This window comes from Agrobacterium sp. 5Ca39 (genome assembly GCF_055382365.1).
Genome location: NZ_AP026436.1, coordinates 606539 through 623511 on the forward strand (window position 1 = coordinate 606539; position 16973 = coordinate 623511).

General features: G+C 62.5%; 14 protein-coding genes. 13 read left to right on the top strand and 1 reads right to left on the bottom strand.

Annotated features, from left to right (window positions below; genetic code table 11):
* Nucleotides 1-5 precede the first annotated feature (5 nt).
* The 13 genes from ACZ47E_RS02995 (at nt 6) to ACZ47E_RS03055 (ending at nt 15746) form a co-directional block, all read left to right on the top strand.
* A complete protein-coding gene (locus ACZ47E_RS02995; protein ID WP_278067313.1) occupies nt 6-3809 on the top strand; it encodes a baseplate multidomain protein megatron in 3804 nt (1267 codons plus the stop codon).
* A 30-nt stretch (nt 3810-3839) separates the two neighbouring features.
* Nucleotides 3840-4046 (top strand): hypothetical protein, encoded by a 207-nt coding sequence (locus tag ACZ47E_RS03000; RefSeq protein ID WP_004440775.1) that lies wholly within the window; start codon nt 3840-3842, stop codon nt 4044-4046.
* Nucleotides 4047-4186: 140 nt separating this feature from the next.
* On the top strand, nt 4187-4441 hold the full coding sequence (locus ACZ47E_RS03005) for a hypothetical protein (protein ID WP_003497070.1): 255 nt from the start codon (nt 4187-4189) through the stop codon (nt 4439-4441).
* 92 nt (nt 4442-4533) lie between these two features.
* Nucleotides 4534-5205, top strand: coding sequence for a response regulator transcription factor (locus ACZ47E_RS03010; RefSeq protein ID WP_003509815.1), 672 nt, complete (start codon nt 4534-4536; stop codon nt 5203-5205).
* Nucleotides 5195-6595: a sensor histidine kinase gene (locus ACZ47E_RS03015; RefSeq protein ID WP_004440792.1), complete on the top strand. Its 1401-nt coding sequence runs from the start codon at nt 5195-5197 to the stop codon at nt 6593-6595. Before ACZ47E_RS03010 ends, ACZ47E_RS03015 begins: the two co-directional genes overlap by 11 nt.
* 104 nt (nt 6596-6699) lie before the next feature.
* Nucleotides 6700-7128: a membrane protein gene (locus ACZ47E_RS03020; RefSeq protein WP_035210211.1), complete on the top strand. Its 429-nt coding sequence runs from the start codon at nt 6700-6702 to the stop codon at nt 7126-7128.
* 160 nt (nt 7129-7288) lie between these two features.
* Nucleotides 7289-8452 (top strand): c-type cytochrome biogenesis protein CcmI, encoded by a 1164-nt coding sequence (gene ccmI / locus ACZ47E_RS03025; RefSeq protein ID WP_278067314.1) that lies wholly within the window; start codon nt 7289-7291, stop codon nt 8450-8452.
* Nucleotides 8449-8961 carry a cytochrome c maturation protein CcmE gene (gene ccmE / locus ACZ47E_RS03030; RefSeq protein WP_004440798.1) on the top strand — a complete coding sequence of 171 codons (513 nt, stop codon included), beginning with the start codon at nt 8449-8451 and terminating at the stop codon, nt 8959-8961. The genes ccmI and ccmE overlap by 4 nt, the downstream gene beginning before the upstream one ends.
* Nucleotides 8958-10949, top strand: coding sequence for a heme lyase CcmF/NrfE family subunit (locus ACZ47E_RS03035; RefSeq protein WP_278067315.1), 1992 nt, complete (start codon nt 8958-8960; stop codon nt 10947-10949). Before ccmE ends, ACZ47E_RS03035 begins: the two co-directional genes overlap by 4 nt.
* A gap of 185 nt (nt 10950-11134) precedes the next feature.
* On the top strand, nt 11135-11590 hold the full coding sequence (locus tag ACZ47E_RS03040) for a cytochrome c-type biogenesis protein (RefSeq protein ID WP_034495871.1): 456 nt from the start codon (nt 11135-11137) through the stop codon (nt 11588-11590).
* 153 nt (nt 11591-11743) lie between these two features.
* Entirely contained in the window at nt 11744-13297 is a 1554-nt protein-coding gene (locus ACZ47E_RS03045; RefSeq protein ID WP_112553537.1) for a Do family serine endopeptidase, read from the top strand.
* 271 nt (nt 13298-13568) lie between these two features.
* A complete protein-coding gene (locus ACZ47E_RS03050) occupies nt 13569-14327 on the top strand; it encodes a response regulator transcription factor (RefSeq protein WP_004440811.1) in 759 nt (252 codons plus the stop codon).
* A gap of 9 nt (nt 14328-14336) precedes the next feature.
* On the top strand, nt 14337-15746 hold the full coding sequence (locus ACZ47E_RS03055; protein ID WP_037091522.1) for a sensor histidine kinase: 1410 nt from the start codon (nt 14337-14339) through the stop codon (nt 15744-15746).
* Between the two features lie 60 nt (nt 15747-15806).
* On the opposite strand, the gene ACZ47E_RS03060 is transcribed toward ACZ47E_RS03055, so the two are convergent.
* Entirely contained in the window at nt 15807-16670 is an 864-nt protein-coding gene (locus tag ACZ47E_RS03060) for a MipA/OmpV family protein (RefSeq protein ID WP_345797524.1), read from the bottom strand.
* Between the last annotated feature and the right edge of the window lie 303 nt (nt 16671-16973).

Below are 16973 nucleotides of genomic sequence, written 5' to 3' on the forward strand. Positions count from 1 at the left end.
CAGGCATGGCAACCATACTATTTCAGGCAGCAGGTGCGGCGCTCGGCGGTATTTTCGGGCCCGTGGGAGCGATAATCGGGCGTGCGGCCGGCGCGCTGGCTGGCAACGCCGTGGATCGCGCCTTGCTTTCAGACGGTCGTACCGTGTCCGGGGCACGGCTCTCGGCCGCGCGTATTCCCGGTGCGGATGAAGGCGCCGCGATAAACCGGCTTTACGGTACGGCGAGGATCGGCGGCACCCTGATCTGGGCGACACGTTTCGAAGAAAGCCGTGTCGTGCAGAGACGTGGTGGCAAAGGCAACCGCGGCCCAAGGACGGAGACCTATCGATATTTCGCCAATCTCGCCATCGGTCTCTGCGAGGGGGAGGCGGCCCTCGTGCGGCGCGTCTGGGCCGATGGGCGCGAAATTGACCTGACCGGAATCGAGATGCGCTTTTATCCCGGCAGCGCAACGCAATTGCCCGATCCGCTGATCGAGGCGAAACAGGGGAGCGGCAATGCTCCCGCCTTTCGCGGCCTCGCTTATGTCGTCATCGAGCGCCTGCCGCTTGAAGCCTATGGCAACCGCATTCCGCTCATGCAGTTCGAGGTGGTGCGGCCGGTCGGCGGGCTGGAGAAGTCGATCCGCGCCGTGACCGTCATTCCGGGCGCAACCGAACATGGTTACGCAACGGTGCCGGTTTCCGAGCATACGGGCATGGGTGAAAGCCGCGTGATGAACCGTAACGGCCTGACGGCCGAGACGGACTGGCGCGCTGCCATCGATGAATTGCAGGCGCTTTGCCCCGCTCTTCAAAGCGTGGCGCTGGTGGTGAGCTGGTTCGGCACGGATATGCGGGCGGGCGAATGCCGCATCCTGCCGGGTGTTGAAGTGGGGGACCGGGAAGGGGAGACGGCGCCGTGGTCCGTTGCCGGCCTGACACGCGCCGGGGCGCATCCGGTCAGCCATCATCATGGCGGTCCCGCCTATGGCGGCACGCCGAATGATGAAGGCGTGCTGCAGGCGATAGCCGACCTCAAGGCGCGGGGCCTGAAGGTCTGCCTTTATCCCTTTGTGATGATGGACGTGCCGGCGGGCAACGGGCTGCCGGATCCCTATGGCAAGGCCGAACAGGACGCCTATGCCTGGCGGGGGCGCATCACCTGCTTTCCCGCACCCGGGAGGCCCGGATCGGCCGATCGTACCGCCGGTGCGCGGCTGGAGATCGACCGTTTCTGTTCCCGCGCCGAGGGCTATCGACGCATGGTGCTGCATTACGCCGACCTTTCGGTAAAAGCGGGAGGCGTCGACGCCTTCCTGATCGGTTCCGAACTGCGGGGGCTGACGGGGTTGCGCGACGACAACGGCGCCTTTCCCTTCGTGGAGGCGCTGGTGCGGCTCGCGCGCGATGTACGGGCTGTCGTCGGAAGGGCGACGAAACTAACCTATGCTGCGGACTGGAGCGAATATTTCGGTCACCAGCCGGACGACGGCTCGGGGGACGTGTTCTTCCATCTCGATCCGCTCTGGGCTAGCCCCGACATCGACGCCATTGGCATCGACAATTACATGCCGCTCTCCGACTGGCGCGACGAAGATGCCGCAAACGGCAATCCTGACGGCATGACCGGCCCGGATGACGCTGTGGCCTTCCGCCGCGCCGTTACGGCTGGCGAGGGTTTCGACTGGTTTTATGCAAGCGAAGCCGACCGCACGGCCCGGCGGCGAACCCCCATTGCCGATGGCACAACGGCAAAGCCATGGGTATTCCGCTACAAGGACCTTCGAAACTGGTGGGAAAATCTCCATTACGATCGGCCCGGCGGGAAGGAGAGCACCACGCCGACCGTATGGAGGCCGGGCTCGAAGCCCATCTGGTTCACGGAACTCGGCTGCCCGGCGGTGGACAAGAGCGCGACACGCCCCAATGTCTTTCCCGATCCGAAATCGGCGGAAAACGCCTTTCCCCATTTTTCCCGCAAAAGCAGGGCGGACAGCCAGCAGCGGCGTTTTCTGGAGGCGCATCTGGGGCACTGGGAAAATGGCGATGCCGCGATGGTGGATACGAGCCGGATCTATCTGTGGACCTGGGATGCGCGGCCTTTCCCGGCTTTTCCGCAAAACGGTGCGACGTGGAGCGATGGCGGTAACTGGCGCACGGGCCACTGGCTGAACGGCCGGCTGGGAACGGCGACGCTTGCCGACACCATCGCCGCCATTTTGACGGATCACGGCTTTTCCGCTTTCGACGTCTCCGCCATCAGCGGCGATCTCATCGGTTATGTGCAAGGCGAGGTAACTTCGGCCCGCAGCCTGCTGGAGCCGCTGATCGCGGCATTTCAGCTGGATGTGGCGGAGGATTCTGGTACCCTGCGTTTCCGCTCCCGCAACGGGGCTGTCACGCCCGTTCGGGATCTTTCCATTCTCGCCGATCTGGAGGGTGAACCGCTGTGGTCGGAAAATCGCGGCCACGACAGCGATTTCCCCGCGGAAGCCGTTCTGACCTCGTTCAACCCGGCGCTGGACTACGAGCAGGCGAGCGTGCGTTCGCGGCGCGTGGAGAATGCCGGCAGCCGTGTCATGCGGCTCGATCTCAACGCCGCTCTATCTTCGGAAACGGCGCAAGCGGCGATCGAGGCGGCCTTGCGCGACAGCCGCCAGGCACGGCGCAGCCTGCGTTTTGCCCTGCCGCCGGGGCAGATTGCGCTGGAACCGGGTGACTGCATCCGTCTCTCCACGGATGCCTTTCCGCAGGCGCCCGCAGGTCGGTTCATGGTCAGCCGTATCGAGGATGGCGCGGTGCGGCAGGTGGAAGCGCGGGCCTTTTCCCCGGCCTTGTCAACTTTTGCCGGTGTGGCGGACGAGCGACGTGCCCGTGGCGCAAGCGGCAGCGAGGGTTTCGCGCCGGAAGTGCTGTTTCTCGATCTGCCGTATCAGGACGGTGCGGCGGCCGAGCAGTCGGCGCGAGTTGCCGCCTTCGCGAAACCCTGGCGGCACATCGTCGTCTCGGCCTCATCAGGCACGGAAGGATACGGCCAGCGCGTGACGCTCGACCGTCCGGCCAGGATCGCAACGCTGGTAATGCCGTTGAAGCCTGGACCCTCCGGTCGCTTCGACCGTGCAAATACCATCGTGCTCGATCTGCCTTTCGGCGAAGTTGCATCGGCCGAACCGCTTTCGGTGCTGAACGGCGAGAACCGCATCGCCGTGAGGGCGGCGAATGGTGTCTGGGAAATCGTCGCTTTCGCGAAGGCAGAGGAAACCGCGCGGTCGCGCTGGCGGCTTTCTGTTCTCCTGCGCGGCCTTGCCGGCACGGAAGACGCGTTGGCCACCGGTGCGCCGGCAGGGGCGCCGGTGGTTGTTCTGGATGCCGCGGTACAGCCGCTCGGTCTGCTCGCCGGAGAGCGTGGCCGGCGAATGAACTGGATTGTCGAGGCAGCGGAACAGGCCGGCGCGCCGGTCGGGCCTTTCTCCGTCGAGGCCGGATTTCGGGCGCTGACGCCGCTTGCGCCGGTGCATCTTGCCGGCCTGCGAAAAACGGATGGCGTTCTCATCAGCTGGAAACGCCGGGGGCGGATGGACGCCGATGGCTGGGACGCAAGCGAAATTCCGCTGGATGAAGCTTTCGAACGTTATCGGGTGGAGGTGATGGACGGCGACGAGGTGCGGCGTACCGCCGACGTCTCGGAACCCTTCTGGTTTTATCCAGCAACAGCCGAACTCACAGATTTTCCGGCGCTGCGGGATCACATTTCCGTGCGAGTCCGCCAGCTCGGCCGCGCGGTGCCCCTGGGAGTGGCGGCACAGGCCGTTCTCCCGCTTTCATAAATGCCTGAAAACAAAGCAAAGGACGACAAGATGGACAGTACCAAACCGTGGTATCAATCCCGCACGATATGGGGCGCGCTGATTGCGGTCTTCGCCCCGCTTTTCACCATTGCCGGCTTTGATCTGCCCGCCGGACTTCACGGTGAGCTGGCCGACGGCCTGATGACCGTGGCCGGCGGAATTGGCGGTCTCATCGCGCTTTACGGCCGCCTTTCGGCGACCCGTGCGATCCGCTGACCCCGCCCGCGCAAGCGCCGCTCCCGTTCCGTCTTCCCGCTACGGGGGCGGCATTCATTTGCCATTCAGACGCTTTGCGCTACATATTCGGTCACAATACGGTTCAAGACGCACCCGTTTTTTTTGTGGAAGTTTGTAGAATGGCATCACCTCTCATCATCGCGACGCTTGCAGCCGGGCTTTCCGGTTTCACGGCGCCCGAGGCTGATTTGCAGGGCCACTACATTCTCGCTGCCAGCGACTGCGGCGCGGCCGTGGCCCGCGTTGTACGCGAAACCGGCGGCCAGCTTCTTTCTGTCTATCCTTCCGGCGACGGTCAGTCCTGTGTCGTCACCGTTCTCGTCCAGGGAAATGGCGAGCGCCCGCGCAAGGTGACGATGCGCGTGCCGATGTAGCTTGCCCGCATCGCCGAAATATCGGAAAACGATCCGAGACATCTAGCATGACCGGCCACGCACGCGGGCCGGGACACAGGAAAGGGCGGACAATGCGTATTCTCGTTGTTGAGGACGATGCCAATCTCAATCGTCAGCTGACCGATGCCCTCAAGGAGGCCGGTTATGTCGTCGATCAGGCATTCGATGGCGAGGAAGGCCATTATCTCGGTGACACCGAGCCCTATGACGCCATCGTTCTTGATATCGGCCTGCCGCAACTCGATGGCATCACCGTCGTCGAAAAATGGCGCGCGGCCGGAAAGGCCATGCCTGTTCTCATCCTGACCGCCCGCGACCGCTGGAGCGACAAGGTGGCGGGCATCGACGCCGGCGCCGATGACTATGTGACAAAGCCTTTCCATGTCGAGGAAGTTCTTGCCCGCGTGCGCGCGCTCATCCGCCGCGCGGCCGGCCACGCTTCTTCCGAACTCGTCTGCGGCCCGGTCCGGCTCGACACAAAGTCCTCCAAGGCGACCGTCAACGGCACGACGCTGAAACTCACCTCGCACGAGTTCCGGCTCCTGTCCTATCTCATGCATCACATGGGTGAGGTCGTATCGCGCACGGAGCTGGTCGAGCATATGTACGATCAGGATTTCGACCGTGATTCCAACACGATCGAGGTATTTGTCGGACGTCTTCGCAAGAAGCTCGGGGTTGATCTGATCGAGACGATCCGTGGTCTCGGTTACCGGATGCAAGCGCCGGCAGATGCGAAGTAATTCTCTCACCGCCCGCGTCCTGCTGCTCGCCTCGCTCTGGTCGGTGCTGGCGCTGGTGGTGATCGCCGTCGTGATCTCGACGCTTTACCGCCAGGGCGTGGAGCGCAGCTTCACCGATCTTCTCAGGGCACAGCTCTATAACGTCATCAATTCCGTGACGATTTCCAACGAAAATACGCTGGCCGGCAGCCCGCAGCTTGGCGATCTGCGCTTTTCGCAGCCCGATACCGGCTGGTACTGGGTTGTCGAGCCGCTCGGAAATTTCCAGACCGCGCCGCTGGTCTCTTCCTCGCTCGGCGTTTCCACCCTTCCGGTGCCGAGCATTCTCGATGCCCCCTTCGACAACCGCTACGAGCGCTTTTATGCCGTCACCGACGAGGCCGGCAATCAGGTGCGGGTGGCGGAAACCGAAGTCGTGCTGGATGGCGAGGGGCGTGCAGCGCGTTTCCGTGTGTCCGGCAATCTGAACGTCGTGGAGGACGATGTGCGGGACTTCTCCAACAGCCTCTATCTGGCGCTTGCCGTTTTTGGTGTCGGAAGTCTTGTCGTCAATGGTCTTGCCATTCTCTACAGTCTGCGGCCGCTCGATCAGGCTCGCGTCGCACTTGGCAAGATCAGGGGCGGAGAGGCGGAAAGCCTCGAAGGCGAATTCCCGCGCGAAATCCAGCCGCTCGCCAACGAGGTCAACGCACTGATCGATAGCAACCGAAGGCTCGTCGAGCGCGCCCGTATGCAGGTCGGCAATCTCGCCCATTCACTGAAGACGCCGATTGCAGTTCTCCTGAACGAAGCCCGCACGCTCGATCCGCAGCACGGCGACCTTGTGCGCGCTCAGGCGGACGCCATGCAGGCGCAGGTGCAATCCTATCTCTCCCGCGCCCGCATCGCCGCCCAGCGCGGCTCCATCCTTGCCCGCGTGGAGGCCGAACCGGCGCTGGAACGGCTGGTGCGTGTCATGCGCCGCCTGAACCCCGACAAGCAGTTCGTGCTGAATTTCGAGCAACCCGGCGCGGTACTCGGCATGGAGCAGCAGGATCTGGAAGAGGTCGTCGGCAATCTTCTCGAAAATGCCGCGCGTTTTGCACAGACGCGTGTGGTCATTACGCTGGCGACCGGCACGCACCCATCCTCCGACGCCGAAATCGCCCGTCGCGCCTGGGTGGAGCTGACGGTGGAGGATGATGGGCCGGGACTTGAGCCGGAACAGATCAGCGAAGCGATGAAGCGTGGGCGGCGATTGGATGAGAGCCGCCCCGGCACGGGCCTCGGATTGTCGATCGTTTCAGAGGTGGTGTCAGAGTACCATGGCCGCTTTTCGCTGTCGCGCAGCGCCATCGGCGGGTTGAAGGCAGATCTGATTTTGCCCGGCCTTTCGAAAGAGCTTGCGTGAGCCGAGAAAAAAGGCAAGAAATTCAACGCTGGTATATTGATGCAATGCGGTAGGAAAGAGGACAGGGTTTGGTTGACGTGTATGATGGCTGCCGCTCCGTGACGATGCGTTCGCTGGTGTCACGCCCGGCACTTCTCTCGATCCTGTGCGTTTCCATGCTGAGCGCCTGCACCACCACGGGCACCCGCCCGGCAGGCGGCGGTCTTTTCGGCCGTTCGTCACAGCCCTCCACGCCCTTCCTTGCCAATCTGGAAGGCGGCATTGTCGGGCGAAGCGGCGTGCAGCTTGACAGGGGTGACCAGACAAAGGCGCTGGAGGCCGAATATAAGGCGCTGGAGACGGCCCCGGTCGGCACGCCTGTCACCTGGACGGGCGATGACGCCAAGGGCCAGGTGGTCGCCAATGCGCCCTATCAGGTTGGCAACCAGAACTGCCGGCAATATTCGCACACCCTGACGGTAGACGGACGCGAAACCCGGGCGCGTGGCGCAGCCTGCCGCAATGCCGATGGAAGCTGGTCGCCGCTGACATAACCGGTTTGACGCAAATCAAGGTCACGGGCCCTTTGCGATGACAAGAGAGGCATGGCGGTGCAGCCGGGGGAACGGCCTGCGGTGCGGCGTGATGTCTCAAATTCGCGTCATCCCTGCGCTTCATGTTTCCATGTGCCGCGCATTCGAGTAATTGAGCCTTATGTTCTGGATTGTCGTTGCGATATTGACGGCGGCTGTTGCCATCGTCCTGATGTACCCGCTGATGCGGAAGACCGAGGCGCCGCAGACGCGCCGTGACGGTGAGGTTGCCGTTTATCGTGACCAGCTGGCCGAACTGGACCGCGAGCGCGCCGCCGGCCTGATCGGGCAGACCGAGGCGGGTTATGCCCGCGCCGAAATCGGCCGCCGTCTGCTTGCCGCCGCCGAAGCGGAAGAGCAACCCGGCAAAGAAACCCGGCCGCGCCGGCACAATCTCGCCGCCAGCCTGATCACCATTCTGTTGCCGGCGCTGGGTCTCTGTCTCTACATCTGGAACGGCAGTCCGGAGGTGCCGGACATGCCGCTCGAGGCACGCCTTGAAAAGCCCGGCAACGACATGAATCTGCTGGTCGCAAGGGCCGAAAGGCATCTGGCGCAGAACCCGGATGATGGCGCGGGCTGGGACATTCTGGCGCCGATCTATTTCAAGATGCAGCGGCTTGGCGACGCCGAGCTCGCCTATCGCAATGCGCTTCGCATTCTGGGCCCGAGCGCCGAACGATTGACGGGCCTTGGCGAAACGCTCGTGGCCGGCAATGACGGTATCGTCATTGAGGCGGCGCGGGATGCATTTGCCGAGGCGGAAAAGCTTAAACCCGGCAACCCGCGTGCCCGCTTCTATCTCGCGCTGTCGCTGGAACAGGCCGGCAAGGCGGAGGAAGCACGCGCGGCCTTCACTCAGCTGGCGGCAGACGCCCCGGCTGGCGCGCCATGGCTGCCCCTGGTGCGCGAGCATATTGCCCGGACCGGCGGCGAAACGAAGCCTGCCGCACCCGGCCCGACGACCGAGGACATGGCGGCGGCAAAAGACATGACGGCGACCGACCGGCAGGCGATGATTGAAGGTATGGTGGCGAGCCTCGACGCCAAGCTGAAGGATAACCCGGCCGATTTCGAAGGGTGGATGCGGCTCGTGCGTGCCTATGCCGTGCTGAAGAACGAAGCCAAGGCCGGAGAGGCGCTGCGGGCGGGGCTGAAAGCTTTTCCGCCGGAGGGTGAGCAGGGCAGGCAGCTTCTGGCGCTGGCGAAGGAACTCGGCGTTTCCGCCGGACCGATCCGCATGAACGGGAAACAGGATGCCGCGCCGCAGGGAGTGACACAATGACCCGCAAACAGAAACGACTCGCGATCATCGGCGGCGGCATGAGCTTCATCGTGGCGGCCGTGCTGCTGGTCATGTTCGCCTTCGGCCAGTCCATCGCCTATTTCTACATGCCGGCCGATCTGGAAAAAACGCCCGTCAACCCCGGCACGCGCATCCGCCTTGGCGGGCTGGTGGCGGAAGGGTCGATCAAGCGCGGCGAGGGCCGCACGGTGAGCTTCACGGTGACGGATGGCGAAGCGACCGTGCCGGTCAGCTATACCGGCATCCTGCCCGATCTCTTCCGCGAAGGGCAGGGCGTGGTGACCGAAGGCATGTTCGATGCCGCGACCCACGGTTTCGTGGCCGACAGCGTGCTTGCCAAACACGACGAGAACTACATGCCGAAGGAAGTTGCCGACCGGCTGAAGGACAAGGGTCTGTGGCAGCAAGGCGCAGAGGGAGAGAAACCCGCGGCCGCAACGCCGGCCGCCGGCACGGCTTCGACTGACAAGACCGGAGCAACCAAATGATCAACGAGATCGGCCATTACGTTCTGGTGCTGGCGCTTGGCGTGGGGCTGATCGTGTCCACGCTGCCGGTCATCGGCGCGCGCCGCAACGACCGGGCGCTGATGGACATCGCTTCGCTCGGCTCGGTGCTGATGTTCCTGCTCGTTGGTTTGTCCTTTGCGGCGCTGACGCGGGCCTATGCCGTCTCGGATTTTTCCGTGCGCAACGTCTGGGAAAACTCCCATTCGCTGATGCCGATGATCTATAAGCTGACCGGTGTATGGGGCAATCACGAAGGCTCCATGCTGCTTTGGCTGCTCATCCTCGTGTTTTTCAGCGCGCTCGTCGCCACCTTCGGCCGCAACCTGCCGGAAACGCTCAAAGCCAATGTTCTTGCCGTGCAGGCATGGATTTCCGTCGCCTTCCTGCTGTTCATCCTGCTCACCTCCAATCCGTTTCTGCGGCTGGAGCCGGTGCCGGCCGAAGGGCAGGATCTGAACCCCATCCTTCAGGATTTCGGCCTCGCCATTCATCCTCCGCTGCTTTACCTCGGTTATGTCGGCTTTTCCGTCTGCTTCTCCTTCGCCGTTGCCGCATTGCTGGAAGGCCGTATCGATGCCGCCTGGGCGCGGTGGGTGCGGCCATGGACGCTCGCCGCCTGGACCTTCCTGACCGCCGGCATCTCCATGGGTTCCTACTGGGCCTATTACGAACTCGGCTGGGGCGGCTGGTGGTTCTGGGACCCGGTGGAAAACGCCTCCTTCATGCCGTGGCTTGCCGGCACCGCGCTGCTGCATTCGGCGCTGGTCATGGAAAAGCGCGAGGCGCTGAAAATCTGGACCGTGCTTCTGGCGATCATGACCTTTTCGCTCTCGCTGCTCGGCACCTTCCTCGTTCGCTCAGGCGTTCTCACCTCCGTGCATGCCTTCGCCACCGATCCGAGCCGCGGCATCTTCATTCTCGGCATTCTGACCGTCTTCATCGGCGGCGCCTTCGCGCTCTTTGCATGGCGTGCGCCGTCGCTCAAAGCCGGCGGGCTGTTTGCGCCGATTTCGCGTGAGGGATCGCTGGTTCTCAACAACCTGATCCTGACGGTCTCCACCGCGACCGTGCTGATCGGCACGCTCTATCCGCTCATTCTGGAAACGCTGACAGGCGAAAAAATCTCGGTCGGCGCGCCTTTCTTCAATCTCACCTTCGGCCTCCTGATGATCCCGATCCTGATCGTCACCCCGTTTGGGCCGATGCTCGCCTGGAAACGCGGCGATCTCCTGGGCGCATTCCAGCGGCTCTATGTGGCGGCAGCGCTTGCCGCTCTGGTGGGACTGACGCTCTGGTACATTGAAAATGGCGGCCCGGTACTGGCCGCACTCGGCATCGCTGCCGGTTTCTGGCTGATCCTCGGCGCATTTGCCGATCTCTGGTATCGCGCCAATTTCGGCAAGCTCGCTTTCGGTATTGCGTTTCGCCGCCTCAAAGGCCTGCCGCGCTCGGCCTTCGGCACGGCGCTGGCGCATACGGGTCTTGGAATCACCGTTCTCGGCATCGTCATCGTCACCACCTATGAGACCGAGACGGTGCTGGAAATGAAAGAGGGCATGGCGGCGGAAGCGGGCGGCTACAGCCTGACCTTCGACGGCATCCGCCACGCCGTCGGACCGAACTTCACCGAGGATCGCGGCCATTTCACCGTGCGCAAGGCAGGTGTGGAAGTTGCGGATGTCTGGTCGTCCAAGCGGCTTTACACGGCGCGGCGAATGCCGACGACGGAAGCCGGTATCCTGACCTTCGGTCTCAGCCAGCTCTATGTCTCGCTTGGTGACCCCATGGCCGATGGCGGCATGGTGGTGCGCATCTGGTGGAAACCCTTCATCCTGTGCATCTGGGGCGGCACGCTGTTCATGATGGCGGGCGGGTTCATTTCTCTCTCGGACAGGCGATTGAGAGTGGGGGCGCCGAATCGCAAGGCGAAGCCGGTGCGGGCTGCAATGCCGGAGGCGGCGGAATGAGTGTGGAGCGTGCGGCAGGTTTCTTCTCCCCCACGGGAAGAAGTGCCGAGCAAAGCGAGGCGATGAGGGAGAAGCCGCATACACTGAGAGTTATGGCTGGCGTGGGCCCCCTCGTCCGACCCTTCGGGCCACCTTCTCCCCGGCGGGGAGAAGAAATGCGCCGCACTCTTTCGGGATTGCCTCGGATGCTGGCGGGTTTTCTGCTTCTCTTCGCTGTGCTTGTCTCAGCATCTCCCGCTTCCGCCTTCAACCCGGATGAAGTCCTCAAGGACCCCGTGCTCGAACAGCGAGCCCGCAACCTCACCTCCCAGCTTCGCTGCATGGTATGCCAGAACCAGTCGATCGATGACAGCAACGCCGAACTGGCGCGTGACCTGCGCGTTCTGGTGCGCGAACGGCTGGTCGAGGGTGACAGCGACAAGGCGGTCATCGATTATGTCGTGTCGCGCTATGGCGAATTCGTGCTTCTCAAACCGCGCCTCAGCCTGCGCACCGTGCTTTTGTGGGGCGCACCCATCGGCCTCACCCTTGTGGGAATTTTCGCCGTCTTCGTCTTTTCGCGTCGCCGCGCCACCCTTGAACAGCCACAAAAACTGAGCGCGGATGAAGAAGAAAGAATTCGCAACCTCATTGAAAAATAACTGTTTTTCATTTTTTCCCACGGTTCTTTTTCAACATTACGGATTTTTCATTCCTCAGACACTTCGCCGTAAGGTGTCGCCTCCTATATCTTCATCATCCACCGCTTCCCCGGTCACACGGGTTCCAGTCTGAATGAAGAAAGAAGGTACACCATGTCTCATTCGCAAAAAGGCCATTCCTCGCTGAAGACAGCCCTGAAGGCCACGACGGTTGGCGGCCTTGCGGCGCTGATGCTTTCCACCGGCATTGCCGCACCTATCCTCCACTCTTTTGCGGCCCCCGTCGAGGTGACTGCGCCGCAGGTTCCGAGCTTCGCCAATGTGGTCGATGCGGTATCGCCCGCCGTCGTCTCCGTTCGCGTTCAGTCGAACGTGCAGCCCGCTTCCGATGATTCCAGCAATTTCTCCTTTAATTTCGGTGGCCGTGGCCTTGACCAGCTTCCGGATGACCATCCGCTCAAGCGCTTCTTCAAGGAATTCGGCGGCCCGAACCAGGATCGCTCCGACCGCGGCCCCAATCGCCACCGTGACGGCAAGGGTCCGCTGCGCCCCGTCGCTCAGGGCTCCGGCTTCTTCATTTCCGAAGATGGTTACATCGTCACCAACAACCACGTCGTCGATGACGGCTCCGCCTATACGATCGTGATGAATGATGGCACCGAACTCGACGCCAAGCTCGTCGGCCGCGATCCGCGCACCGATCTGGCACTCCTCAAGGTCGATGTGAACCGCAAGTTCACCTACGTTCAGTTTGCCGATGACAGCAAGATCCGCGTCGGTGACTGGGTCGTCGCCGTTGGCAACCCCTTCGGCCTTGGCGGCACGGTGACTTCCGGCATTATCTCGGCCCGTGGCCGTGATATCGGCTCCGGCCCCTATGACGACTACCTGCAGATCGACGCCGCCGTGAACCGCGGCAACTCGGGCGGTCCCGCCTTCAACCTCAACGGTGAAGTGGTTGGCATCAACACCGCCATCTTCTCGCCCTCGGGCGGCAATGTCGGCATCGCCTTCGCCATTCCGGCATCGGTCGCCAAGGACGTGATCGCCGACCTGCAGAAGGACGGCAAGGTAGAGCGCGGCTGGCTCGGCGTGCAGATCCAGCCCGTCAGCAAGGATATCGCCGAATCGCTCGGCCTTTCCGAAGCCAAGGGCGCCCTGGTCGTTTCGCCGCAGTCCGGCTCGCCGGGCGACAAGGCAGGCATCAAGCAGGGTGACATCATCACTGCCGTCAACGGCGAACCCGTCAAGGATGCCCGCGACCTGTCACGCCGCATCGGCGGCATGGCGCCGAACAGCAAGGTGGAAATCTCGCTGTGGCGCGGTGGCAAGTCTCAGTCGGTCACGGTGACGCTCGGTGATCTCGCCAGCGACGATGCCTCCAAGGCGACCCCGAGCCAGAACGACGACAAGGGCGGTCAGTCTTCCAGCGAGAAGGTGCTGTCCAGCCTCGGCCTGACGGTGGCCCCCGCCGATGACGGCAACGGGCTTGCCATCACCGATGTCGACCCTGACAGCGATGCCGCTGCCCGTGGCCTGAAGACGGGTGAGAAGATCACCTCGGTCAACAACCAGCAGGTCGCATCCGCCGCCGATATCGAGAAGATCCTCGAGCAGGCGAAAAAGGACGGACGCTCCAAGGCGCTGTTCCAGATCCAGACGGATGACGGCAGCCGCTTCATCGCTCTGGATATCGACCAGGGTTGATAGGCTGAAAGGCGATGCTGGTTCTTTCGGGAGCCGGCGTCGCTAAGGAATGTGTCTCGCCTATAGGACGAGGCAGAACATATGGAGTGAGCGCGTGCCACTTGTTTCTTCTCCCAGAGGGGGAGAAGGTCCCGGCGGCGGGATGAGGGGGCAAGGGTAGCGATAGACTGCGCGCTTGCCCCCTCATCCGACCCTTCGGGCCACCTTCTCCCCGGCGGGGAGAAGAAAGGACCCGCAACGCCGGTCCAGGCAGTATCGCGGAGGAAACCTCATGGAAAACAAGGTTCAGGAAATGTCTGTCGCATCTGTTTCCGGTTGTGCGGAAAAGGGCGAGGGCGCTATTGTCCCGCACATGAAGATTCTTGTCATTGAAGACGACCTCGAGGCTGCGGCCTATATGACCAAGGCGTTCCGCGAAGCCGGGATCGTCGCCGACCACGCCAGCGATGGTGAAAGCGGCCTGTTCATGGGCTGCGAGAATGTCTACGACGTCATGGTGATCGACCGCATGTTGCCGCGCCGCGACGGGCTTTCCGTCATCAGCGAACTGCGCCGCCGCGGCATCGAGACGCCGGTTCTTATCCTTTCGGCGCTGGGGCAGGTGGATGACCGCGTGACCGGCCTGCGTGCCGGCGGTGACGATTATCTGCCGAAACCCTATGCCTTCTCCGAACTGCTCGCCCGTATCGAAGTGCTTGGCCGCCGCAAGGGCAAGCCCGAGCAGGACATGATCTATCGCGTCGGCGATCTCGAGTTGGACCGCCTGTCCCACGATGTGCGCCGGGGTGGCAAGGAAATCCTCCTTCAGCCGCGCGAATTTCGCCTGCTGGAATATCTGATGAAGAATGCCGGCCAGGTGGTGACCCGCACGATGCTTCTCGAAAATGTCTGGGATTACCATTTCGATCCGCAGACCAATGTCATCGACGTGCATGTTTCCCGCCTGCGCTCGAAGATCGAGAAGGACTTCGAGAAGCCGCTGCTGAAGACCATTCGCGGTGCGGGCTACATGATGAAGGACGAGGGCTGATTGCCGAAAATGGCCCGCCTCAGAATATTGTTCAGGTCGACAGCGGTGCGCCTTTCGGCGCTCTATATCCTGCTGTTTGCGCTCTGCGCGGCGTTCCTTGTTTTTTATGTCACTGCGCTTTCCGAAAGGCTGCTGAACCAGCAGACGCGTGACGCTGTGCTGCAGGAAGTCTCGGATGTGCAGCGCATCTATAATCGCGGCGGTATCAATCCGCTGCTGAGGATGATGGAGCGCCGTGCCCGCCAGCCGGGAGCGAGCCTTTACATCATCGCCGGGCCGAATGGTGAAATTCTGGCCGGCAACGTCGCCTCCGTGCAGCCCGGTGTTTTCGACAAGGAAGGCTGGACCGGCTTTCCCTTCCGTTATGAGCGTTATTCCGAGAGCGGCGACAGCGTGCAGCATCTTGCCACGGCCAATGTTTTCGTTCTGGACAACGGGCTGCGCATCCTGATCGGCCGCGACCTCGGCGAGCCGACCAAATTCCGCGCCTTGGTGCGTAATGCCCTGATGGTGGCGCTCGCCATCATGAGCGGCGGCGCCCTGCTGATCTGGTTCGGCATCGGCCGCAATGCACTGAAACGCATCGACCGCATGTCGGCGGCAACCAAGAAGATCATGGCCGGCGACCTTTCGCAGCGTCTGCCGCAGGGCCGCTCCGGCGATGAGTTCGACAGGCTGTCCGGCTCGCTTAACGCCATGCTTGGCCGCATCGAGAAGCTGAATGAAGGCCTGCGGCAGGTTTCCGACAATATCGCCCATGACCTGAAGACGCCGCTGACGCGCCTACGCAACAAGGCCGCCGCGGCACTGGACGATGATGACGAAACGAAACGCCGCGCAGCCCTTGAAGGCATTATCGCCGAGTCCGACCAGCTCATCCGCACTTTCAATGCGCTGCTGATGATTTCCCGTGTAGAGGCCGGTTCCATCGCCGCCGAAATGACTGAAGTGGACGTCTCGGCGATTGCCGAAGACAGCGCCGAACTCTACGAGCCGGTGGCCGAGGATGCGGGGCTCGCGCTGGAAACTGAAATCGAACAGGGCCTCATCGTCAAGGGCAACCGCGAATTGATCGGCCAGGCGCTTTCGAACCTGATAGACAACGCCATGAAATATGCCTGCGAAGGCGAGGGTGACAAAAAACTCGTCGTTCGTCTGGCAAAGGCCCCTGGCGCAATCCTGCTTTCCGTTGCCGATAATGGTCCCGGTATTCCTGCCGACAAGCGCGGCGAGGTGCTGAAACGCTTCGTGCGGCTGGATGAAAGCCGCTCCAAGCCCGGCACGGGCCTTGGCCTGTCGCTGGTGGAGGCGGTGATGGAACTGCATGGCGGGTCGCTGGAGCTTTCGGACACCGACGCCTCCAACACCGCCTGCCCGGGGCTGACAGTCTCCATGGTTTTTCCAGACAATAGCCGCTGAAGAGAGCCGGGGAGCGTATTCCGGCGGGGAGTTGTGCCCCGCCAGACGACAATCCTCGCGTTAGAACGTGTAGGCCAGGCCCACCATTGCAAACGGCTGGATATCTTTTTTGGACAGCGGGCTGTCCTTGGCATCGCCCAGCAGGAAACCGACGCCTCCGGTGCCGGTGATCGACCAGTTCTCGGTCATCAGGTAGGTGACGGAGGCGCTGGCGTCGACGCGCTTGAAGCCGGATTTGGCGTCGAAGCGACGCAGGCCCGAACGGGCGGATTGCGCCGAGGTCACACCGAAATAGGATTTCATGTGCTTGTCGTCAGCCCAGGTGGCGGAGAGGTCCGCTCCGAGGATGAACTGGTCGACCTTATGGGAAACGCTGGCGCCGATCGTGGCTGTCAGGCCCTCGCTGCCATTGATGGTCTTGTCGACCTTGGCGTAGATTTCGAAGGGTTCAGCGTCATAGGCGATAACGCCGCCAATGACGCCGCCTGCCTTGATATCGCCCATCCCGCGCAGGTTTTTCCTGTCGTCCTTTTCCTTGCGCCCGGGCTCCCAGCCGCCTTTCACTCCCAGCCGGAAGCCGTTGCTGTTCAGCAGGTTGACGGTGACGCCGCTGAAATCAATGCTCAACGTGTCCCCATAGGCGACGGAGACCAGCGGCACGGGGCCGGCCTCCAGCTTGTCCGACCCCTCATATTTCGGGGCATAGGCGGCGCCGACACCGAGCGTGATTTTCCAGTCGCTGGAACTGCTGTAGCGGGAATTATCGAAACCGGCCTGCGGATCGGCAATACGGTCCGATTTGCCGATATCGGCGGCGAAAACCGGCGCGTAGACCGCTTGTGCCACCGGCAGCGCCGTCAGGCAAAGCGCCATGGCGCGCAGGCTCTTTTGCCATTTCATTGTAAAAATCTGTTTCATGATCATATCCGTTGCAGCAACCGCGTGTTTGAAAACCGGGGAGTCGGGTTTCGTTGAGGAGAACGCTACGTGGGCACAATTGCGGAGACATTACGCGGCTTGCGATCCGCCGGCGAAACCGTGGTCGCGCCAGCAGGGTTTCGGAAAATTCGGCAAAAGCGGTTTTCCTGATCGCAAAGCGCGCCGCATTTGTTACAACGCAGGTGATATGTGCCTGCAGGCTTCGGTGATGCAACGGCAGGATGGCTAGCGTGGGGAGAGCGGCCCGTCCTGAAAAATCCGGTATGGCCGAAGGACAAACGGGCTCGG